Source organism: Pseudomonas sp. B2021, assembly GCF_018135665.1.
GTDB classification, from domain to species: Bacteria; Pseudomonadota; Gammaproteobacteria; order Pseudomonadales; family Pseudomonadaceae; genus Aquipseudomonas; species Aquipseudomonas lactis.
Genome location: NZ_SMOF01000001.1, coordinates 206,450 through 228,216 on the forward strand (window position 1 = coordinate 206,450; position 21,767 = coordinate 228,216).

Genomic DNA, 21,767 nt, shown 5'->3' on the forward strand with positions numbered 1-21,767 from the left:
AGCGCAGTGGTATCCTGTGCGCCCATTTGCCGCCGACGCCCCATGGGCCTCGCGTAGCTTTGCCCGATTCAAGGTGATGCCATGACTACCCGCACCGAGGCCGTTAAAGCCTACCTGCTTGACCTGCAAGACCGCATTTGCAGCGCCCTGGAAACCTTCGAGACGGACACTCGCTTTATCGAAGACGCCTGGACCCGGCCAGCCGGCGGTGGCGGTCGCACCCGTGTGATGGAAAACGGTTCGGTGATCGAAAAAGGCGGCGTCAACTTTTCCCACGTGTTCGGCAGCGGTTTACCACCGTCTGCCAGTGCCCATCGCCCCGAGCTGGCCGGCCGTGGGTTTGAAGCGCTTGGCGTGTCACTGGTGATCCATCCGCATAACCCGCATGTACCGACTTCCCACGCCAATGTGCGGTTTTTCATCGCTGAAAAAGAAGGCGAAGAACCGGTGTGGTGGTTCGGGGGTGGCTTCGATCTCACCCCGTATTACGGCAATGAAGAAGACTGCATTCACTGGCACCGCGTGGCCGAGCAGGCCTGTGCGCCGTTTGGCCCGGATGTGTACGCACGCTACAAGGCCTGGTGTGACACCTACTTCCACATCAAACATCGCAACGAGCCCCGTGGCATCGGTGGGTTGTTCTTCGATGACTTGAACGAGTGGGGCTTCGACACCTGCTTCGCCTTCATCCGTGCCATCGGCGATGCCTACATCGACGCCTACCTGCCGATTGTGCAGCGTCGCAAGGCCATGGCGTACACCGAGCAACAGCGCCAGTTCCAGGAGTTCCGCCGGGGCCGCTACGTTGAGTTCAACTTGGTCTATGACCGTGGCACCCTGTTCGGCCTGCAATCGGGCGGGCGTACGGAGTCGATCCTGATGTCGCTGCCACCTCAGGTACGCTGGAGCTACGACTGGAAGGCCGAAGCCGGCAGCGAAGAGGCGCGCCTCACCGACTACTTCCTGCAAGACCGTGACTGGCTCGGCGTTGCCGCGCCCAAGGCGGCGGTGTGATGGACCGTTATGTCGTGTTCGGCAACCCCATCGGCCACAGCAAATCGCCGCTGATTCACCGTCTGTTCGCCGCCCAGACCGGTGAGCAGCTGGACTACAGCACAATGCTCGCGCCGTTGGAGGACTTCACCGCCTGTGCCCGAGAGTTTTTCCAACAGGGCCGGGGCGCCAACGTGACCGTGCCGTTCAAGGAAGAGGCCTATCGCCTGGCCAATACCCTGACCGAACGAGCCCAGCGCGCCGGTGCCGTGAACACCTTGAGCAAACTGGCTGACGGCACCTTGTTGGGCGACAACACCGACGGCGCGGGCCTGGTGCGCGATTTGACGGTCAGTGCCGGGCTGGCCCTGCAAGGCAAACGCATTCTGTTATTGGGCGCCGGTGGCGCGGTACGCGGTGCGCTGGAGCCGTTGCTGGCGCAGCAACCCTCGTCGTTGATCATCGCCAACCGCACCGTGGAAAAAGCCGAGTTACTGGCTGAGCTGTTCGATGACCTGGGCCCGGTGTCTGCCAGTGGCTTCGACTGGTTGCGTGAGCCGGTGGACGTGATCATCAATGCCACGTCGGCCAGCCTGTCAGGCGATGTACCGCCGATTGCCGGCAGCCTGATCGAGTCGGGCAAGACCTTCTGCTACGACATGATGTACGCCAAGGAACCCACTGCATTCTGCCGCTGGGCGAGCGAGCAAGGCGCGGCGGTGGCGATGGATGGCCTGGGCATGCTGGTGGAACAAGCGGCGGAAGCCTTCTTGCTGTGGCGTGGTGTGCGGCCGGATTCGGCGCCGGTACTGGCCGAACTGCGCCGGCAATTGGCCTGATTCCACACTCTGATGTGGGCACCGTTAATGTGGGAGCTGGCTTGCCTGCGACAGCAATAGGTCAGTTACCCATGTGCTGGCTGACCCACCGCTATCGCAGGCAAGCCAGCTCCCACAGTTTTGATCGGGTTCAGTCTTCAAAGTCGATGGGGCAGTTATCGGGCCCGTCGAGCTTTTTCAGCTCATCAACCACCTGCGGCCTGGCCCCACGCAACGTCAAGCTACGCCCCAACCCCGCCAACCGGCGCGCCTCCTGATGCAGCATCTCCACCCCGGAATAGTCGATAAAGTTGATCTGCTGCGCCTCGATCACCACCCGCTCGCCCTGCAAGCGCTGCAGGCGCACTTGCAGGTAATGGCTGGCGCCAAAAAAGATCGAGCCGCCCACCCGCAACACATCCGCCTCACCGTCGCGCCAGTGTTGAACCCGTGGCTGCGACGTGCGCTTGAGGTAGAAAAACAGCGACGCCAGCACCCCGGCATAGATGGCCGTTTGCAGCTCCAACAATAAGGTGGCGACGCAGGTCAGGCTCATCACCACGAATTCGGCACGGCTGACCCGGAACAGCGCGCGAATGCCGCGGTGGTCCACCAGCCCCCAGCAAATCAGCAGGATGCTCGCCGCCATGCTCGGGATCGGAATATGCGCGATCAACGCTGCGCCAAATAACGCGAATAACGCCACCCACAGGGCCGAAAACACCCCCGCCAGCGGCGAACAGGCGCCCGCCTCGTAACTGAGGCCCGAGCGGGTGAATGATCCGGCTGACAGGTAGCCGGAAAAAAATCCGCCGACGATGTTGGATAAACCCTGGGCGCGAACTTCCTGGTTGGCGTCGAGCAGTTGTTGCGAGCGGGCCGACAGCGAGCGGGCAATCGACAGGCTGGTCACCAACCCCAGCATGCCCACAGCCACGGCACTGGGCAGCAGGCGCAGCACCAGGTCCAGGTCCATCGGCAACGGGCTGAACGGCGGCAGTTTGCCGATGAACGAACTGACCCGTGCCACATGCCCGAACATCGCCGGCCACAACCATGCCACCAGGCTGCCCAGCACCAAGGCTATCAACAGTGTGGGCCAGCGTGGCACCAGGTACTTGAGCAACATGCCTGCCAGCAACGTCCCCAGCCCCAGGGCCAGGGATGCCTGATCCCACTCGCCACGATGATCGATCAGCGCCAGTAGACCGTTGATGGCCGTGGCCTGGCTGGGCAAATCCAACCCGAGCAGGTTGGGCAGTTGCCCCAGGGCAATCACCACAGCGGCGCCCAGGGTGAAACCCAGCACCACCGAATGGGAGACAAAGTTCACCAGGGCGCCGAAGCGCAGCAGGCCGAGCAACCACTGGAATACGCCCGCGAGGAGGGTCAGCAACAGAATAAGGGTGATGTAGTCCTGGGAGCCGGGCACGGCCAATGGGCTGACGCTGGCGTAAAGCACGATGGAGATGGCGGCCGTGGGCCCGCAGATCAGGTGCCAGGACGAGCCCCACAGGCAAGCGATCAATACCGGAATGATGGCGGCGTAGAGCCCGTATTCGGGTGGGAGACCTGCGATCAATGCGTAGGCAATTGACTGCGGCAGCGCAAGCACGGCGCCGCTGAGGCCGACGATGGCATCCCGGCCGACGCTGGCGCGGGTTTGGCGCGGCAGCCAGCGCAGGAAGGGCAAGAGTGTATGGCGGGTGGGCCGGGGCATCGCAGGCTCGGGTAAAGGGTTTTGGCAAGAGTATCAATATGCATGGGTACGTGTGGGAGCTGGGTTGCCTGCGATGCTGGCGCCTCGGTGCGACAGGCATACCGGGATGATGCTATCGCAGGCAAGCCAGCTCCCACAGGGGGCAGCGGCAAGCGTCAGAGTTTGGCCTTTACCGCCGGCAACGCCTCCTGGCCATCCAGGGTTTTCACGCCCTCCAGCCACTGGTCCAGCACCGCCGGGTTGGCCTTGATCCACGCCTTCGCCGCCTGCGCATTGCTGACCTTGTTGTTGGCCACGTCGGCCATGATGCTGTTCTCCATGGCCTGGGTGAAACTCAGGTTGGTCAGCAGTTTCCCGACATTGGGGCAGGCTTGTGCGTAACCCTTGCGGGTCAGGGTATACACGCTGCCGGTAGCGCCAAAGTACTGCTCGCCGCCTTTGAGGTAACGCATTTTCAGTTGCACGTTCATCGGGTGTGGGGTCCAGCCGAGGAAGGTGATGAAACGCTGTTTCTTCACCGCTCGCGAGACCTCTGCGAGCATCGCTTGTTCGCTGGACTCGATCAGCTTCCATTGCCCCAGGTCGAAGTCATTTTTCTTGATGATCTCCTGCAAGGAGATATTGGCCGGCGCGCCGGAGCCAATGCCGTAGATCTTCTTGTCGAACTTGTCGGCAAACTTGTTCAGGTCGGCGAAGTCATGCACCCCGGCTTCCCACACATAGTCCGGCACCGCGAGGGTGAACTCGGTGCCCTCCAGGTTCTTCGCCAGTTGCACCACATCGCCGTTGGCCACGAACTTGTCGTAGAAGCCTTGCTGCGCCGGCATCCAGTTGCCGAGGAAGACATCCACCTGGCCGTCTTTCAGCCCGCCGAAGGTGATCGGCACCGCCAAGGTGTCGACCTTGGGTTGGTAGCCCATGCCCGTCAGCAAGAAACTGGTGATGGCGTTGGTGGCGGCAATGTCGCTCCAGCCTGGATCGGCCATCTTCACCGTTTCGCAGCGAGTGTCTGCGTACACCTGGGCGCTGCTGAGCACCACCAAACTCAGTACCACGGTCAACTTTTGCATGGCCTTCCCTCTGTCTACTTATTGGTTTTGGCAGGGTTGTGGAAAACGTGCCTTGCGCTCCAGGTCATCAAGGTCGATATGGTTGCGCATGTACTGCTGACTGGCGTCTACCAGTGGCTGGTGATCCCAGCTCTTGAGTTTGCCTTGGGTCAGCGCTTCAAACACCAGGCGGCGACGGCGTTGGCTGGCGAGCACCTGTTGATGGATCGCCGGGATGTCCCATTTAGCCCGCGCTTCACGCAAGAACGCCTCGAACAACGGACGATGTTCGGCGCACTGGCTGAGGTTTTCCTGCTCGCGCGGGTCGTTGTGCACATCGAACAACAAGCAAGGGTCGTCTTCGCTGTAGATGAATTTGTAGGCGCCCCGGCGAATCATCATCAACGGGCTTATGGTGCCTTCGGCCATGTATTCGCCAAACACTTCGTCATGCCCGCCCTGCCCTAGCAAGTGCGGGACCAGTGAGCGGCCGTCCAGCGGCAAGTGCGGGTCCAGTTCGCCACCGGCCAATTCCACCAGGGTCGGCAACAGGTCGGCGGTCGACACGGCTTGAGTGACTCGACCAGCGGCGAACTGACCCGGTGCACTGACCAGCAGCGGCACGCGGGCGGCCATTTCAAACCAGTGCATTTTGTACCAGAGGCCGCGCTCGCCAAGCATGTCGCCGTGGTCGCCGGAGAAAATGATCAGGGTGTCGGCGGCCAGGCCGGTGTCTTCCAGGGTCTGCAGCAGCTTGCCGACGTTGCCGTCGATGTAGCTGCAGGCGCCGAAGTAGGCGCGGCGGGCGTCGCGGATCTTATCCACCGGCAGCGGTTTGTCCCACAAGTCATAGACCTTGAGCAGCCGCTGGGAATGCGGGTCAAGGTCGGCCTGGGGCGGCGTCGCGGGCATTGGAATCTCGGTGTCGGCGTACAGGTCCCAGAACGGCTTGGGAATGGTGTACGGGTCGTGGGGATGGGTCATCGACACGGTCAGGCAGAACGGCTGGTCGCCCTCCTCGCGGATGTGATCAAACAGATATTGCTGAGCCTTGAACACCACCTCTTCGTCGAAATCCAGCTGGTTGGTGCGCACACACGGGCCGGCTTGCAGTACCGAGGACATGTTGTGATACCAGGTAGGGCGTACGTCTGGTTCGTCCCAGTTCACCGCCCAGCCATAGTCGGCGGGGTAGATGTCGCTGGTCAGGCGTTCCTCATAGCCGTGCAACTGGTCGGGGCCGCAGAAGTGCATCTTGCCCGACAGCGCAGTGCGATAGCCGAGGCGACGCAGGTAGTGGGCATAGGTCGGTACATCGGCGGGGAAATCGGCGGCGTTGTCGTAGGCGCCGATCTTGCTCGGCAATTGGCCACTTACCAAGGTGAAGCGCGACGGTGCGCACAATGGGCTGTTGCAATAGGCGGCGTCGAACACCACACCTTGTGCCGCCAGGCGGCTGAGGTTGGGCAGCTTGATCGGGGAAGGCCCGTAGAACGGCAGCATCGGCGCGGCCATCTGATCGGCCATGATGAAAAGAATGTTCTTGTGCTTCATGGTTTCTCGGCATTCCATAGGCGGTGTTTATGCGAATGAGCATGCGGTCCATCAATACATGGGTAAAGCCCATACGCGGCAATGACTAGGATAAGTTGAGCTTATGTATGAAGCGCTGGGTGACCTCTCTCTCGATTTGCTGCGCGCCTTTGAGGCAGCGGCACGCCATCGCAGTTTCACCGCTGCCGCGATGGAACTGGGCACCACCCAACCGGCGGTCAGCCAGCAGATCAAACGCCTCGAAGAGCAACTGGCGATCCGCCTGTTTGACCGCATTTATCGCGGCATTGAACTGACCGACGCTGGCGCCCTGCTGTTCGAGCATGTGCAAGGCGGCCTGCAGAACATCAACCAGGGCCTCGGCGCCATTACTCAACAAAGCCAGCATGAAGTGCTGCAAGTCGCCACTGACTTCGCCTTCGCTGCCTATTGGCTGATGCCGCGCCTGCATCGCTTCCACCAGGCCAACCCGCAGGTGGATGTCAGCCTGGTCACCAGTGAGCGCAACCACGCCACTCTGCGCAGCGATATTGATGTGGCGGTGTTGTTCGGCGATGGCCGTTTCAAGCAGGGCGAGAGCCTGTGGTTGTTCAATGAGGAGGTGTTTCCGGTGTGCAGCCCGCAGTGGCTCAAGGAGCAAGCTGCGCCCCTGACGGTGCAGACCTTGCAAGGCTGCCCGTTGCTGCACCTGCGCCAGGAAAACAACAGCCAGTGGTTCGACTGGAACGGCGTATTCCGCGAACTGGGTATCACCGCTGCGCCGACCCCTGGGCAATTGCGCTTCGACAACTACACCTTGCTGATCCAGGCCGCGATTGCCGGCCAGGGTGTCGCCATCGGCTGGCGCCACCTGGTGGATAACCTGCTGGAGCAGAATTGGTTGTGCCGACCGATCAGCCCCACGGTGACGTCGCGATTTGGCTATTACGTGGTGCAGCCCCAGCGCAAACGCCGTGGTCAGTTGGTGGACCGCTTTGTCGAGTGGCTGGTGGCGGAACAGGCCAGCAGTGCGCAGTCGTTGACCGGGCTGGCCCTGCCGTCGATTGCGGTCTAGGATCGGCGCACAGTGGAACCGGAGTCAGTCATGCAACGTATCAAGGGCTACCACGCCCATATCTACTTCGACGCCAGTACGATCGAGCAGGCGCGCACGCTCTGTGAAGACGCCGCCAGGCTGTTCCCGTTGCGCATGGGCCGCGTGCATGAGCGGCCGGTGGGCCCGCACCCGGATTGGAGTTGCCAACTGGCGTTCGAGCCGGAATATATCGGCGTGGTATTGCCGTGGCTGGCGCTGCATCGCAATGGTTTGGTGGTGTTCCTGCACCCGGAAACCGGTGATGACCTCAAGGACCACACCGATTACGCCATTTGGATGGGTGCGATGCGCGAGCTGGACCTGTCGATTTTTTAAGCGTTCTTACCCGGTTAACCCGCGTCTTTCCCTAAGTAAAAACAGGAAGAGTTGTAGGATTTATCTTGCCTTTTCTCATTATATGGGATTGATATTTATATATTGAGATGTTCTGCGCCGTAGGTTTATATTCGCCCATCTGCTTTTTTCAGCACCCACTCATTTCAGGTGAAGCGATGCAGGCGCAATTGATCGCGCTCGATTGGGGGACCAGCTCCCTTCGTGCTTACAAACTCGGCCCCGCGGGCGTTGTGCTGGAACAGCGCTCGCTGGCTACCGGCATCATGCACTTGCCCACAGAGCCTCGGGAAATTGCCGGTGTGCTGTGCACCGACGGCTTTGAACTGGCGTTCGATAGCGCCTGCGGCGATTGGCTCGACGCCCAGCCCAGGCTGCCAGTGATCGCGTGCGGCATGGTCGGCAGCGCACAGGGTTGGAGCGAGGCGGCCTATCGCAGCACGCCTGTGGATGTCGCCAGCCTTGGCCAGGCGTTGCATGGCATACGCAGCCTGCGCGGGGTGCAGGTGCACATCGTGCCGGGGGTGATCGAGCAAGTGGGGCTGCCCAATGTGATGCGCGGCGAAGAAACCCAAGTGCTCGGCGTACTGCAAGGGCTTGGGCCCAAGGTGCTGATCGGCCTGCCCGGCAGCCATTCCAAATGGGTCGAGGTGGTGGAAGGCCGCATTACCCATTTCGATACCTTCATGACCGGCGAAGTGTTTGCGGTGTTGAGCAAGCACAGCATTCTGGGGCGCACCCAACAGGCCAGCGAACAGTTCCAGGCCGAGGCGTTTGATCGAGGCGTGCACGTGGCGCTGTCCAACGACGGCCAGCGTGGCGTGCTCTCAACCCTGTTCAGTGCCCGTACCCTTGGGCTCACTGCGCAGCTGGCGCCCGACCAGCAACCCGATTACCTGTCCGGCTTGCTCATCGGCCATGAACTCGTCGGCCTGCCAGATTCCGCCAAACACCAGCCGATCATCCTGGTCGGCGCTGCTCCACTCTGCGCCCGCTATCAACGCGCCCTCGCCCTTTGCGGCTTTGCCCACGTCAGCCTGGCGCAAGAAGCCACCGAGCGTGGCCTGTGGCAACTGGCGCAAGCCGCCGGGCTTACTCGACCTTTACTGGAGGCCTGACATGCTCAAGCAAGCACTCGCACAAAACGGTTTGATCGCCATCCTGCGCGGCCTACGCCCCGACGAAGCCCAGGCGGTCGGCCAAGTGCTGTACGACGCGGGTTTTCGCGTGATCGAAGTGCCGCTCAACTCGCCAGACCCTTACACCAGCATCCGCACCCTGCGCGACAGCTTGCCCGCCGATTGCCTGATCGGTGCTGGCACGGTGTTGACGCCTGAGCAGGTCGAGCAGGTCAAGGCGGCCGGAGGCCAGGTGATCGTCATGCCCCACAGCGATGCCAAGGTGTTGCGTGCGGCCAAAGCGGCGGGCCTGTATTTGTCCCCTGGGGTAGCCACGCCCACCGAAGCCTTTGCCGCACTGGCCGAAGGCGCCGATGTGTTGAAGCTGTTCCCGGCCGAGCAAATGGGCCCTTCAGTGATCAAGGCATGGCTGGCGGTATTGCCGGCGGGCACGTTGCTGCTGCCGGTGGGCGGCATCACCCCGGACAACATGCAGGTGTTTACCGACGCCGGCGCCAAGGGCTTCGGATTGGGTTCCGGGCTGTTCAAGCCGGGCATGACAGTGGATCAGGTTGCGAGCCGTGCCCAGGCGTATGTCGCCGCCTGGAAAGCCCTCGGCTGAGAGCACATTCCGCGCCCACAGGCGCTGCATCTATAAGAGAGACAAGAGATGAAAATCACCAAACTGACGACCTTTATCGTTCCGCCGCGCTGGTGCTTCCTCAAGGTCGAAACCGACCAGGGTGTGACCGGCTGGGGTGAGCCTGTGGTCGAGGGCCGCGCTCACACGGTGGCCGCTGCCGTCGAAGAACTGTCCGACTACCTGATCGGCAAAGACCCACGCAACATCGAAGATATCTGGACCGTGCTCTATCGCGGCGGCTTCTACCGAGGCGGCGCGGTGCACATGAGCGCCCTCGCCGGCATCGACCAGGCGTTGTGGGACATCAAGGGCAAGGCCCTCGGTGTGTCGGTCAGCGATCTGCTGGGCGGCCAGGTGCGCGACAAAATCCGCGTGTATTCATGGATCGGCGGTGACCGCCCTGCCGACACCGCCCGTGCTGCCAAAGAGGCGGTGGCCCGTGGCTTCACGGCGGTAAAAATGAACGGCACCGAAGAATTGCAGTTTGTCGACAGCTTCGAAAAAGTCGACCTGGCCCTGGCCAACGTCGCTGCCGTGCGCGATGCGGTCGGCCCTAACGTGGGGATCGGCGTCGACTTCCATGGCCGGGTGCACAAGCCGATGGCCAAGGTGCTGATGAAAGAGCTCGACCCGTACAAACTGATGTTCATTGAAGAGCCGGTGCTCAGCGAAAACTACGAAGCGCTCAAAGAACTGGCACCGTTGACCAGTACGCCGATCGCCCTGGGCGAGCGCCTGTTCTCGCGCTGGGATTTCAAGCGCGTGCTCAGCGAAGGCTACGTCGACATCATCCAGCCGGACGCCTCCCACGCGGGCGGTATCACCGAAACCCGCAAGATCGCCAACATGGCCGAAGCCTACGACGTGGCCCTCGCCTTGCACTGCCCGCTGGGCCCGATTGCCTTGGCGGCGTGCCTGCAACTGGATGCGGTTTGCTACAACGCGTTTATCCAGGAGCAGAGCCTGGGCATTCACTACAATGAAAGCAACGATCTGCTCGACTATGTGCGAGACCCGGGCGTGTTCGACTATGACCAGGGCTTTGTGAAGATCCCCAACGGCCCGGGTTTGGGCATTGAGATCAACGAAGAGTATGTGGTTGAGCGCGCGGCCATCGGCCATCGCTGGCGCAACCCGATCTGGCGCCATGCCGATGGCAGCTTTGCCGAGTGGTGATTTCCACCTGATTGAAACGCGCTAAAAAAGGTGGGAGCTGGCTTGCCTGCGATGGCGGTGGGCCAGTCACCGCAGCGGTGCCAGTCATGCCGCCATCGCAGGCATGCCAGCTCCCACATTGAGCGCGTTCCTTCCTCAACAAATATAAAAAGAGGCACCCCCATGCACCCTGAATCCCTCACCGGGCAGGCTTCTTTAGTCACGCCTAGCAGAAAGCGCTTTTTCATCATGGTGCTGCTGTTCATCACCGTGGTTATCAACTACCTCGACCGCAGCAACCTGTCGATTGCCGCTCCGGCGCTGACCAGCGAGCTGGGGATCGACCCGGTGCAAGTCGGGCTGATTTTCTCTGCCTTCGGCTGGACCTACGCCGCCATGCAAATCCCGGGTGGCTGGTTGGTAGACCGGGTGCCGCCGCGCATTCTCTACACGGCGGCCCTGCTGCTGTGGTCGATTGCCACCGTAATGCTCGGTTTCGCCGCCAGCTTTATCGCGCTGTTCGTGCTGCGCATGGCCGTTGGCGCGTTGGAGGCACCGGCCTATCCCATCAACAGCCGCGTGGTCACCACCTGGTTTCCCGAGCGCGAGCGCGCCACGGCTATCGGCGTCTACACTTCTGGGCAATTCGTCGGCCTGGCGTTCCTCACCCCGGTACTGGCGTGGCTGCAACATCAGTACGGCTGGCACATGGTGTTTGTGGTAACCGGTGGCGTCGGCATCCTATGGGCCGCGATCTGGTATGCGGTGTACCGCGAGCCCAAAGACTTCAAAGGCGCCAACGAAGCTGAAATCCAACTGATCCGCGACGGTGGCGGGCTGGTGGACATGCAGGCTAAAACCATCAAGGCACCCTTCAGTTGGACGGACCTGGGCATCGTGCTGAGCAAGCGCAAGCTGTGGGGCATCTACCTGGGCCAGTTTTGCCTGAACTCCACGCTGTGGTTCTTCCTGACCTGGTTCCCGACGTACCTGGTGAAATATCGTGGCATGGACTTTATCCAGTCTGGCTTGCTGGCCTCCTTGCCGTTCCTGGCCGCGTTTGTGGGCGTGCTGTGTTCGGGGGTGTTTTCCGATTGGCTGATTCGTCGTGGGGCGTCGGTGGGCTTTGCGCGCAAGTTGCCGATCATCAGCGGGCTGCTGATTTCCACGGCGATCATCGGGGCCAACTATGTGGACTCGACGGGGTGGGTCATCGCGTTTCTGGCGGTGGCGTTTTTCGGCAATGGCCTGGCGTCGATCACCTGGTCGTTGGTGTCGACCTTGGCGCCTGCCCGTTTGCTGGGGCTGACCGGGGGCGTGTTCAACTTCATTGGCAACCTGGCGGCGATTGCCACGCCTATCGTGATTGGTTTTCTGGCCAGTGGCTCATCGTTTGCGCCGGCCATTACCTACATTGCAGTACTGGCGTTGCTTGGCGCGCTTTCCTACATATTGCTGGTCGGCAAAGTCGAGCGGATCGAGCTGTAAAAAGGGGCGACCTGCGGGTCGCCCTTTTTTCGTTCTACGGCACCGACATCTCGTTGCGAAATACATTGCGCGGGTCCCAGCGCTGTTTGGTACGGCGCAAGCGGCTTTCGATCATCAGGTCGGGAAAGAATATTTTGTACCACTGGGGGTTTTTGCCGTTGGCCGGATTACCCCCTGCGTAAGTCATGTCGAGGTCGGGGTAATTGATGTAGCAGCCTTCGAACGCGTTGTTGAGCGGTACACCTTGAGCATCCGCAAACGCGTTGAAGTACAGCCCTCGGATCCAGTCAGCATGGGCTTGGTCCGCGGCGGCGCTGTCGCCGCGCCAGTAACACTGAGGTTGCCACTTGAGGAAGGACGAACGCTGGGCGGCCGACGACTCCTTGCGCACTGGCGCACTGGCGGCGTTGATCTGGCCGCCGAAGGACTGAATCTGGATCAGGCTTTGTGTCAGGTGGTTGTCAGGGTCTGGCCATGTCAGGGTAGTCCAGATGGCCTGTAGCACTTGAGGGCTGAACTCCCCTTTCTGGTAGGCCGACTTATAGCGCCCACGCTGGTTGTCTCCCGAACCATTCAATGTTTGCTGGCACACCAGCCAATCCAGGCGCCGCGCCGCAGCCTGGGCGGATGACACTGAGTCGATGGGGCGCCCGCGGGCTGTGCCAGGCGGCAAATGGACCACATGAAACGGCACCAGCGACTCGGTAGCGGGTAAGCCGATGGCCGTGAGCATCTTTTCGACAAAATCATCAAACGGCGCGCGGTCGTTCAGTTCGCCGTCCTTATCCACATAATGGAAGCCCAGCGTGATATTGCCTGTGTGCTGATGGCGCATTTCCAGCTTGGTCGCCAGGCCCCAGGTATCTGGGTTGCTCTGATGGCTGGAAAACCACAGCTGGTAAGCCACCAGCAAGCTTTCGAGTGCATCCTGGGTCAGTATTGACCAGTCCCATTCCAACACCAGCCACAGCACCTCTTTGGGGGCCGGTGGCAGGTCCTTGAAGTAATAACTGGTGATAATGCCGAATTGACCACCCCCAGCACCGCAGCACGCGGCGAACAGGTCCAATTCGTCCTGTTGGGTGCTGTCCCTGCTGACATGGCGCGGTTCGAGCCCTTTGCCTTGGCTGTCAGGCACCAGGATGTCGACCCCGCTGAGCCAGTCACACACCAGTCCATACTTGCGCGACAGCAGACCGTAGCCGCCGCCGCAAATGTGCCCGCCCAATCCGACCGAATAACAGGAGCCCCCGGGCAAGGTCTTGTTGGCCCGCTTGTACAACTCGCTATAGCTGTCCCAGATCTGGCTGCCGGCCTCCAGGCGAAAGCGGTAGCGAAAGGGCTGCGTCGGGCTCAGTTCGGAACCGATCTGCCCGCTGGCGTCGTACACCACTTGGCTCAGCGCGCTGATATCCAGGATCGACAGCATCTCATCCGGGCTGTCGGGCATCTTGTTGGCGACAAACCCCTCATAGCAGTGACCGCCGCTGCGTACGGTGATGCGTCCATTGGGCAGGGCCAATGCCTGGGCGGCGGCGTCCATGATGTCTTGGGGGCTGCGGCACAGGTAAACCAGGTTGGCGCCATTGGGCGAAGACTGGCCCTGCACATTTCCCAAGGGCCAGCGCAGATTGAAACCCTTTTGCAGGGTGGAGTGGCGACGGTCTGAAACAGTGACGAGATCAAATGCCATGATGTACTCCTTAAAGAGACAAGAATGACTTCTGATGCGGCTAACTTAACGACCGAGGGGCAAGGACTGCGGGGCTTGCGAAGGTGGTTAGACGGCAAAGGGCACGAAGTGCGTTAAAAAGGAGAGACGCGATGCCTAGCCTTGTGTAGGAGCGAGCTTGCTCGCGAAAAACGTCAACGATAACGCGTGCTCGCTGAATGAACGCGGCGCCTGTAAGTTTTTCGCGAGCAAGCTCGCTCCTACACATTAGGCGAGATGCCTGCCCCCTTTTGAAGCCTAGCGTATAAATCGGTGATGTTTGAACAGTCCGATCACCGACCGAACAGGCAGTTACTTGCGTGCGTTGCGCACACCTTCCGACAGCGCCGTGCACAGCGTCAGCACGCCATCAATGGCTTGCTGGTCGTTCTTGGCCGTGGCGATGTGATCGATCAGCGCCGAACCCACTACCACCCCGTCTGCCAGGCGTGCGATGGCCGCTGCCTGGTCCGGCGTGCGGATACCAAAGCCGATGCTGATCGGCAGGTCGGTATGGCGGCGCAGGCGGGTCACGGCTTCTTCGACGTGTTCCAGGGTGGCGGCACCGGCCCCGGTTACACCGGCGACCGACACGTAATACACAAACCCGGAGCTGCCATTGAGCACAGTGGGCAGGCGCACGTCATCGGTGGTTGGCGTGGTCAGGCGGATAAAGTCGATGCCTGCAGCCTGGGCCGGGTCGCACAGCTCGCCATTGTGCTCAGGCGGCATGTCCACCACGATCAGGCCGTCGACACCAGCTGCCTTGGCATCGGCAATGAACTGCGACACGCCATATTTGTGGATCGGGTTGAAATAACCCATCAACACCAGCGGGGTGTCGTTGTTGTCCTGGCGGAACTCGCGAACCATCTGCAGGGTTTTCAACAGGTTCTGCTTGGCGCCCAGAGCGCGGATATTGGCCAGTTGAATGGCCGGGCCGTCGGCCATCGGGTCGGTGAAGGGCATGCCCAGTTCGATCACGTCGGCGCCGGCGGCCGGCAAGCCCTTGAGGATCGCCAGCGAAGTGTCATAGCCGGGGTCGCCAGCGGTGACGAAGGTCACCAGGGCGGCGCGGTTCTGTTCTTTGAGTTGCGCAAAGCGGGTTTGCAGGCGGCTCATCAGTGTTTCTCCTGCTTGGACTGTTCCATATGGTGCATCACGGTCTGCATGTCTTTGTCGCCACGGCCCGAGAGGTTGACCACCATCAGGTGATCCTTGGGCAGGTTTGGCGCGCGCTTGAATACTTCAGCCAGGGCGTGGGCGCTTTCCAGGGCAGGAATGATCCCTTCCAGGCGGCAGCATTTGTGGAAGGCTTCCAAGGCTTCGTCGTCCGTCACCGAGGTGTACTGGACGCGGCCGATGTCATGCAACCAAGCGTGTTCCGGGCCGATGCCGGGGTAGTCCAGGCCTGCGGAAATCGAGTGGGCGTCGATGATCTGGCCGTCGTCGTCCTGTAGCAGGAAGGTGCGGTTGCCGTGCAGCACGCCGGGAACGCCGCCGTTGAGGCTGGCGGCGTGCTTGCCGGTTTCAATGCCATGGCCGGCTGCTTCAACGCCGATGATTTCGACGCTGGTGTCATCCAGGAACGGGTGGAACAGGCCCATGGCGTTGGAACCGCCGCCGATGCACGCCACCAGGCTGTCCGGCAGGCGGCCTTCCTGGGCTTGCAACTGGGTACGGGTTTCCTTGCCGATCACGGCCTGGAAGTCGCGCACCATTGCCGGGTATGGGTGTGGGCCGGCCACGGTACCGATCAGGTAGAAGGTGCTGTCGACGTTGGTGACCCAGTCGCGCAGGGCTTCGTTCATGGCGTCTTTGAGGGTGCCGGTGCCGGCGACCACAGGGATGACTTCGGCGCCCAGCAGCTTCATGCGGAACACGTTGGCCTGCTGGCGCTCGATGTCGGTGGTGCCCATGTAGATCACGCATTGCAAGCCAAAGCGCGCCGCCACGGTGGCGGTGGCCACGCCGTGCATGCCGGCGCCGGTCTCGGCGATGATGCGTTTTTTGCCCATGCGCCGGGCCAGCAGGATCTGGCCGATGCAGTTGTTGATCTTGTGCGCGCCGGTGTGGTTGAGCTCTTCGCGCTTGAGGTAGATCTTGGCGCCGCCGCAGAACTCGGTGAGGCGTTCTGCGAAGTACAGCGGGCTTGGGCGCCCGACATAGTCGCGCTGGAAGTAAGCCAATTCTTCGTTAAACGCCGGATCTACCTTGGCCGCTTCGTATTCGCGGGCCAGGTCGAGGATCAACGGCATCAGGGTTTCAGCGACGTAGCGGCCACCGAACGCACCAAACAGGCCGTTGGCATCAGGGCCGTTGCGTAGATCGGTCTGGGACTGAGTCATGGGACGCTCCAGGAAAGAATGTGTTTAAAGGCAATGACGGTCACTCTACGCGTGACGCCTTGGCCTGAAAACCGATAAGATCGCCGCAACCTGTCAGGAAAACTCACAGATGAGCCGCGACCTCCCTCCCCTCAACGCCCTGCGCGCTTTTGAAGCCACCGCCCGCCTGAACAGCGTCAGCCAGGCAGCAGAGCTATTGCACGTGACCCACGGCGCCGTCAGCCGCCAGCTGAAAGTGCTGGAGGAGCACTTGGGCGTGAGCTTGTTCGTCAAGGACGGGCGCGGCCTTAAACTCACAGATGCGGGGGTAAGGCTTCGCGACGCGAGCGCGGAAGCTTTCGAGCGTTTACGCGACGTGTGCGCCGAACTGACCCAGCGCGGCGCCGATGCACCTTTCGTACTTGGCTGTTCCGGTAGTTTGCTGGCGCGTTGGTTTATCCCTCGCCTGGGGCGGTTGAATGCCGACTTGCCGGATTTGCGCCTGCACCTCTCGGCGGGCGAAGGCGATCTGGACCCGCGCCGCCCCGGGCTGGATGCCTTGTTGGTGTTCGCTGAGCCGCCGTGGCCAGCGGATATGCAGGTGTATGAGCTGGCCAGCGAGCGTATCGGCCCGGTTATGAGCCCACGCTTCGCCGATTTTGAACAGCTGCGCCAGGCTCCGGCGTCGGCACTGGCCGAGCAAGCCTTGCTGCACACCACTTCAAGGCCGCAGGCCTGGCCCAGTTGGGCACGGCAACACGGCATCGAGCCCGGCGCGTTGAAACTCGGCCAGGGGTTTGAGCATTTGTATTATTTGCTGGAAGCGGCGGTTGCCGGGTTGGGCGTGGCAATTGCGCCAGAACCGCTGGTGGCAGAAGACCTGCGAGCGGGTCGCCTGGTGGCGCCGTGGGGGTTCAGTGAAACCCCGGCGCACCTGGCGTTGTGGCTACCCAAGCGCGCCGCAGATGGGCGCGCCGGGCAGTTGGCGCAATGGCTCAAGGCTGAGCTGTTGCGCCAACCGATGTAACCGGTCAATCAGTCACCGCGCTTGCACAGCAGGTAAGCCGCCAGCAGGCCCAGTGCGCCAACGGCGACGCCAGCGGTCGTCCATGGGTGCTCTTGAGCGTAGTCACGGGTGGCAGCGCTGGTTTCACGGATTTTGACTTTGCTTTCTTCGTAGGCGTCGCTGATCAGGTGACGAGAGTGCTTGAGCGCGTTCTCGGCATTGCTTTTCAAGGCCTTCAGCGTTTTGCGCGACTCATCGGACGCGTCGTCCTTGAGGCTCTCCAGAGATTTGAGCAGGCTCGAAATCTCGGCTTCCATGCTTTCCAGCGACGCTTTGCGTAAAGAAGTGTTGGCCATGTGGACATCTCCTGAAGTGATTGAGTGGCGTGTGTAGATACCGACTGCGCCGGTTTCAGAAAGTGCAGTAATTCTGAACTTTCGCCTCCCAACGGTCGCCTGAAGCAGTACGCACATTCGCTGCTAGTCTTGATTGACGACCTATAAGGAGAAACGCCATGAGTGATCATCACACGTACAAGAAAGTCGAACTGGTAGGCTCTTCCACCACCAGCATCGAAGACGCGATCAACAATGCCCTGGCCGAAGCCAACAAAAGCATCAAGCATCTGGAGTGGTTTGAGGTGACCGAAACCCGTGGTCACATCAAGGATGGCAAGGCTGCGCACTTCCAGGTCACGCTCAAAGTGGGATTCCGCATTGCCAGTAGTTGATCGGCAGAGTTGAACTTTGCCCGCTGGCCGATTGCCATAACCTGCGCTACAAACAACGGGTGCCGACGCGATGAGCGTCGGCACGCTCTTTTTGATCAGCGCAAGGAAAGTAACGGATGAAGACGTTTCTGTTGGCGGTAGGGTTGTTGAGCATTGCGGGTACCGCTATGGCGGCGGGCAAGCCTTGTGAAGAGCTGAAAAGCGAAATTGCCGCGCAAATCGACGCCAAGGGTGCTTCGGGGTATTCGCTGGAAGTGGTGGACAAAGGTGCTACGCCAAGTGACCACACAGTAGTTGGCACTTGCGAAGGTGGAACCAAGGAAATTGCCTACAAGCGCGGTTAATCTCGTGTTGTGGATATAAAAACCGACGCAAGTGCGTCGGTTTTTTCGCCTGAATTTCAGCCCTTCATCACTTGTGCAAGCAGCTCGTAGGAATGAATCCGATCGGCGTGCTCGTACAGGTCACTGGTAAAAATCAGCTCATCGGCGCCGGTCTGCTCGATCAACACCTCCAGCTTGCCGCGAATCTTCGACGGGCTGCCCACCATGGCCAGGCCGAGGAAGCTGCCAACCGCGTCTTTTTCATGGGGCAACCACAGGCCGTCCATGGTTTTGACTGGAGGGCGCTGCACCAGGCTCTGGCCGCGCATCAACGCGAGAATACGCTGGTACACCGAGGTGGCCAGGTAATCGGCCTGCTCATCGGTGTCGGCCGCCACCAGCGGAATGCCGAGCATCACGTAGGGCTTATCCAGCACGGCTGAAGGCTTGAAGTGATTGCGATACACGCGAATCGCCTCATGCATCAAGCGCGGTGCGAAATGCGAGGCGAAGGCGTAAGGCAAGCCCCGCTCACCGGCCAATTGCGCACTGAACAGGCTCGAACCCAACAGCCACACCGGCACATTGGTGCCGGTGCCCGGTACCGCGATAACCCGTTGGTCGGGCGTACGTGGGCCCAGGTAGGCCATCAACTCGGCCACATCTTCGGGGAAGTCATCGGCACTGCCGGAGCGTTCACGGCGTAGGGCGCGGGCGGTCATCTGGTCGGAACCGGGGGCGCGCCCCAGGCCCAGGTCGATACGGCCAGGGTAGAGGCTTTCCAGGGTGCCGAACTGCTCGGCGATCACCAGTGGCGCGTGGTTAGGCAACATCACGCCGCCGGAACCCACGCGGATGGTCGAGGTGCCGCCTGCCAGGTAACCGAGCAGTACCGAGGTGGCCGAACTGGCGATACCGTCCATATTGTGGTGCTCGGCTACCCAGAAACGGTGGTAGCCGAACTTCTCCACATGCTGGGCCAGGTCCAGGGAATTACGCAGCGACTGCGCCGGGCTGCCGTTGGCGCGTACGGGCACCAGGTCGAGGGTCGAAAATTTTACGTCGGACAGCGATTTCATAAGCCTGCTTCTCCAATAGGGCGCACAGGCTTTTGTAAACGAGCCAAAACCTGCCGCTGCATGTGCATGTTCTATGCAATGAGGGCATATACCCGAGATTCAATAGGAGGGTCTGAAATTTCCTACTGGATTGCTAGGTTTTTCCGACAAGATGAACTTTGCCGGGGCGTCTATCCTCAGAACCCTTACCGACGCAAAACCACCGTTCGAGGAGAAAGCTATGAGTATCGTTAAAAAGGCATCCGCGCATTGGGAAGGCGACCTGAAGACTGGCCTGGGCTCCATTTCCACGGAAACCGGCGTGCTGCGCGAAGCGCCCTACGGCTTCAAGGCCCGTTTCGAGGGCGGCAAGGGTACCAACCCTGAAGAACTGATCGGCGCAGCTCACGCCGGCTGTTTCTCCATGGCGTTTTCCATGATTCTCGGCGACGCTGGGCTCAAGGCTGACAGCATCGACACCCAGGCCGAAGTGACCCTGGACCAGGTCGAGGGCGGCTTTGCGATTACAGCAGTGCACCTGATCCTGAAGGCCAAAATCCCAGGCGCAAGCCAGGCGCAGTTCGATGAACTGAGCAAAAAGGCCAAGGAAGGGTGCCCGGTGTCCAAGGTGTTGAATGCAACCATCACGTTGGATGCCACGCTGGTCAACTGACACAGCAGTAATCTTATGTGGGAGCGAGCAAGCCTGCTCCCACATTTTAGTTCTGCGTTAAATTAGAACTCGTGTTTGCAAAATGTGGTCGAATAGCCCATGCAGCCTAGGCGCACACTCGTGCGCAGCGCATTCAGGGAGCTCCACACATGAAACGTTTTGCCTTGGCAATCATCTGCGGTGTATTGGCCACTTCGGCCGTGGCCGCGCCAAAAGATTGTGAAGAGCTCAGGAAAGAAATCGAAGTGAAGATCCAGGCCAAGGCGATTCCGTCCTACACCCTGGAAATCATCACCGCCGAAGAAGCCAAGAACCATGATGAAGCCATGATTGTTGGTTCGTGCGAAAACGGCACCAAGCGCATCATCTACCAAAAGAACAACGACTGACTCAGATGCAGTTCACGCTGCGCTCTTCGGCCAATAACTGGCGGGTTGAGTCGTACAGCCGGATGTTGGGCGTGAACGCCAGTGAGCGCCCTTCCAGCACATAGCGCTGGCCGGCCTGAAAGTGGTCGTACTGCAGTGTCATGAAGCAGGTTCGATACATCATCTGGCTGAGGCCACCCAAACCGCCGCCGGCGGGCACTTCAAAGTCAAAGCGCACCATCAGCTCGTGAGGGCCGGGAGGCATTTGAAAAAAGCGCCCGTCGTCGAGGTTTTTCCCGTCCAGGCGCTGAGCCATCACCAACTTGGAGCCCGGCGTCGGTGTAGTGAAATCGACCCAGGCCTGCTGCGGGTCCACAGGGGGGATGGGGGTAGAGGCGCAAGCGCTGAGGAACACAGCGGCGACGGGAAGCAAAAGCTGGCGCATGGCAGGTACTCAACACGAAGAGAGGCTTGAGTATAAACACGCCGTGCCGTGGAAAAATCCCCTGCAAGCGCGATAGTCTGGCGAACCAATCTCCCAGGAGCAGTCAGTGCATGATCAGGCGTTTTCTTCCAGGGCTGATGGTTGTGCTGCTCAGCGGCTGCTCCAGTGTCAGTTATTACAGCCAGTTGGCGAGCGGCCAGTGGCAGCTGTTGCGGGCCCGGGAGCCGGTTGCCGAGGTCATCGCCGACCCTGCTCGCCCGCCAGTGCTGCGCGAGCATCTGGCTCAATCGCAGAAAGCCCGAATCTTTGCCAGTGAACAGCTGCATCTGCCTGACAACCAAAGTTATCGGCTGTATGCCGATATTGGCCGACCCTATGTGGTCTGGAATGTCTTTGCCACACAGGAATTCTCTCTGTCACCACAGAACCATTGCTTTCCCATCGCCGGTTGCGTCGCCTATCGCGGCTACTACAACCAAGGCGCGGCGCGGGGCGAGGCGGCACTGTTGCGGCAACAGGGCATGGACGTGTCGATCGGTGGAGTGGAGGCCTACTCCACGCTGGGCTGGTTCAACGATCCGATCATGAGTTCGATGATGAGCTGGGGCGATGAGCGCCTCGCCACGCTGATCTTCCATGAGCTGGCCCACCAGCGCTTTTACGTGAAGGATGACACCGAGTTCAACGAGTCCTATGCCAGTTTTGTCGAGCAGGAAGGCACCCGGCAATGGCGTGTGGCGCGGGGCCTGCCGCCTGTCGGCGATGCGGCGTTGAAGCAACGCGATCAATTTATCCGGCTGATTCTCGATACCCGCAAACGTCTGGAGGCGTTGTACGCACAGCCGTTGGCAGCGGACGCGATGCGCCGGGCCAAAGCGGCGCAATTCGAACAGTTGCGCCGCGAATACCGGCACCTGCGTGATAGCCAATGGGGTGGTGACAAGCGTTATGACGCCTGGATCAACCAGCCGATGAACAATGCCCGACTGTTGCCGTTTGGGTTGTATGACCAATGGGTGCCGGCGTTTGCGGCGTTGTTTGCGCAGGAAGGTGGGGATTGGGTGAAGTTTTATACTGCGGTGGAGCGGTTGGGTGGGTTGCCGGTGGAGCAGCGTAAAGCGGCGTTGAGGCAGTTGGAGAGGGTTGGCCGTTAGGGCCT

Annotated in this window: 23 protein-coding genes; 14 read left to right on the forward strand and 9 right to left on the reverse strand. The window is 60.8% G+C overall.

Annotated features, from left to right (window positions below; translation table 11 throughout):
- Positions 1-81: 81 nt before the first annotated feature.
- Positions 82-1,014: an oxygen-dependent coproporphyrinogen oxidase gene (gene hemF, locus E1K68_RS00890; protein ID WP_003187281.1), complete on the forward strand. Its 933-nt coding sequence runs from the start codon at positions 82-84 to the stop codon at positions 1,012-1,014.
- Complete coding sequence (aroE, locus tag E1K68_RS00895; RefSeq protein WP_212613671.1) at positions 1,014-1,832, forward strand: shikimate dehydrogenase; 819 nt, start codon at positions 1,014-1,016, stop codon at positions 1,830-1,832. Before hemF ends, aroE begins: the two co-directional genes overlap by 1 nt.
- A gap of 130 nt (positions 1,833-1,962) precedes the next feature.
- On the opposite strand, the gene E1K68_RS00900 is transcribed toward aroE, so the two are convergent.
- The 3 genes from E1K68_RS00900 to betC all read right to left on the reverse strand — a co-directional run bounded on the left by E1K68_RS00900 (position 1,963) and on the right by betC (position 6,134).
- Positions 1,963-3,531: a SulP family inorganic anion transporter gene (locus E1K68_RS00900; protein WP_034134134.1), complete on the reverse strand. Its 1,569-nt coding sequence runs from the start codon at positions 3,529-3,531 to the stop codon at positions 1,963-1,965.
- 155 nt (positions 3,532-3,686) lie between these two features.
- Positions 3,687-4,601: a choline ABC transporter substrate-binding protein gene (gene choX, locus E1K68_RS00905; protein ID WP_003187286.1), complete on the reverse strand. Its 915-nt coding sequence runs from the start codon at positions 4,599-4,601 to the stop codon at positions 3,687-3,689.
- 18 nt (positions 4,602-4,619) lie between these two features.
- Entirely contained in the window at positions 4,620-6,134 is a 1,515-nt protein-coding gene (gene betC / locus E1K68_RS00910) for a choline-sulfatase (protein ID WP_212613672.1), read from the reverse strand.
- Between the two features lie 103 nt (positions 6,135-6,237).
- Between betC and E1K68_RS00915 the strand changes: the two genes are divergently transcribed.
- From E1K68_RS00915 to E1K68_RS00940, 6 genes are all read left to right on the forward strand, one after another.
- Positions 6,238-7,188: a LysR family transcriptional regulator gene (locus tag E1K68_RS00915; protein WP_003187289.1), complete on the forward strand. Its 951-nt coding sequence runs from the start codon at positions 6,238-6,240 to the stop codon at positions 7,186-7,188.
- A 30-nt stretch (positions 7,189-7,218) separates the two neighbouring features.
- Positions 7,219-7,545, forward strand: coding sequence for a DOPA 4,5-dioxygenase family protein (locus E1K68_RS00920; RefSeq protein WP_003187292.1), 327 nt, complete (start codon positions 7,219-7,221; stop codon positions 7,543-7,545).
- Positions 7,546-7,721: 176 nt separating this feature from the next.
- Positions 7,722-8,681 carry a 2-dehydro-3-deoxygalactonokinase gene (locus E1K68_RS00925; protein ID WP_003187294.1) on the forward strand — a complete coding sequence of 320 codons (960 nt, stop codon included), beginning with the start codon at positions 7,722-7,724 and terminating at the stop codon, positions 8,679-8,681.
- Position 8,682: 1 nt separating this feature from the next.
- On the forward strand, positions 8,683-9,303 hold the full coding sequence (locus E1K68_RS00930) for a 2-dehydro-3-deoxy-6-phosphogalactonate aldolase (RefSeq protein WP_003187296.1): 621 nt from the start codon (positions 8,683-8,685) through the stop codon (positions 9,301-9,303).
- Between the two features lie 48 nt (positions 9,304-9,351).
- Entirely contained in the window at positions 9,352-10,500 is a 1,149-nt protein-coding gene (gene dgoD / locus E1K68_RS00935; RefSeq protein ID WP_003187297.1) for a galactonate dehydratase, read from the forward strand.
- A gap of 162 nt (positions 10,501-10,662) precedes the next feature.
- A complete protein-coding gene (locus E1K68_RS00940) occupies positions 10,663-11,967 on the forward strand; it encodes an MFS transporter (protein ID WP_003187298.1) in 1,305 nt (434 codons plus the stop codon).
- A gap of 34 nt (positions 11,968-12,001) precedes the next feature.
- On the opposite strand, the gene E1K68_RS00945 is transcribed toward E1K68_RS00940, so the two are convergent.
- From E1K68_RS00945 to trpB, 3 genes are all read right to left on the reverse strand, one after another.
- Positions 12,002-13,660, reverse strand: a complete 1,659-nt coding sequence (locus tag E1K68_RS00945; protein WP_212613673.1) for a BBE domain-containing protein — start codon at positions 13,658-13,660, stop codon at positions 12,002-12,004.
- A gap of 330 nt (positions 13,661-13,990) precedes the next feature.
- Positions 13,991-14,800, reverse strand: a complete 810-nt coding sequence (gene trpA, locus E1K68_RS00950) for a tryptophan synthase subunit alpha (RefSeq protein WP_120247395.1) — start codon at positions 14,798-14,800, stop codon at positions 13,991-13,993.
- Positions 14,800-16,026, reverse strand: coding sequence for a tryptophan synthase subunit beta (gene trpB, locus E1K68_RS00955; protein WP_014716306.1), 1,227 nt, complete (start codon positions 16,024-16,026; stop codon positions 14,800-14,802). Before trpB ends, trpA begins: the two co-directional genes overlap by 1 nt.
- Before the next feature lie 109 nt (positions 16,027-16,135).
- Between trpB and E1K68_RS00960 the strand changes: the two genes are divergently transcribed.
- Complete coding sequence (locus tag E1K68_RS00960) at positions 16,136-17,032, forward strand: LysR family transcriptional regulator (protein ID WP_212613674.1); 897 nt, start codon at positions 16,136-16,138, stop codon at positions 17,030-17,032.
- A gap of 8 nt (positions 17,033-17,040) precedes the next feature.
- Here E1K68_RS00960 and E1K68_RS00965 read toward each other — a convergent pair whose 3' ends face one another.
- Complete coding sequence (locus E1K68_RS00965) at positions 17,041-17,367, reverse strand: DUF883 family protein (protein WP_003187304.1); 327 nt, start codon at positions 17,365-17,367, stop codon at positions 17,041-17,043.
- Positions 17,368-17,525: 158 nt separating this feature from the next.
- On the opposite strand from E1K68_RS00965, the gene E1K68_RS00970 reads away from it, so the two are divergent.
- Together E1K68_RS00970 and E1K68_RS00975 are read left to right on the forward strand one after the other, a co-directional pair.
- Entirely contained in the window at positions 17,526-17,741 is a 216-nt protein-coding gene (locus E1K68_RS00970) for a dodecin (protein WP_005783406.1), read from the forward strand.
- A 116-nt stretch (positions 17,742-17,857) separates the two neighbouring features.
- Complete coding sequence (locus tag E1K68_RS00975; RefSeq protein WP_078466262.1) at positions 17,858-18,085, forward strand: DUF1161 domain-containing protein; 228 nt, start codon at positions 17,858-17,860, stop codon at positions 18,083-18,085.
- Positions 18,086-18,141: 56 nt separating this feature from the next.
- On the opposite strand, the gene E1K68_RS00980 is transcribed toward E1K68_RS00975, so the two are convergent.
- A complete protein-coding gene (locus E1K68_RS00980; RefSeq protein WP_212613675.1) occupies positions 18,142-19,143 on the reverse strand; it encodes an LLM class flavin-dependent oxidoreductase in 1,002 nt (333 codons plus the stop codon).
- Positions 19,144-19,363: 220 nt separating this feature from the next.
- On the opposite strand from E1K68_RS00980, the gene E1K68_RS00985 reads away from it, so the two are divergent.
- Positions 19,364-19,795, forward strand: coding sequence for an OsmC family protein (locus tag E1K68_RS00985; protein WP_003187311.1), 432 nt, complete (start codon positions 19,364-19,366; stop codon positions 19,793-19,795).
- Between the two features lie 149 nt (positions 19,796-19,944).
- Positions 19,945-20,184 carry a DUF1161 domain-containing protein gene (locus tag E1K68_RS00990; protein ID WP_003187312.1) on the forward strand — a complete coding sequence of 80 codons (240 nt, stop codon included), beginning with the start codon at positions 19,945-19,947 and terminating at the stop codon, positions 20,182-20,184.
- Position 20,185: 1 nt separating this feature from the next.
- Here E1K68_RS00990 and E1K68_RS00995 read toward each other — a convergent pair whose 3' ends face one another.
- Entirely contained in the window at positions 20,186-20,608 is a 423-nt protein-coding gene (locus tag E1K68_RS00995) for a hypothetical protein (protein WP_034134140.1), read from the reverse strand.
- Positions 20,609-20,718: 110 nt separating this feature from the next.
- Between E1K68_RS00995 and E1K68_RS01000 the strand changes: the two genes are divergently transcribed.
- A complete protein-coding gene (locus E1K68_RS01000; RefSeq protein WP_212613676.1) occupies positions 20,719-21,762 on the forward strand; it encodes an aminopeptidase in 1,044 nt (347 codons plus the stop codon).
- Positions 21,763-21,767 lie beyond the last annotated feature (5 nt).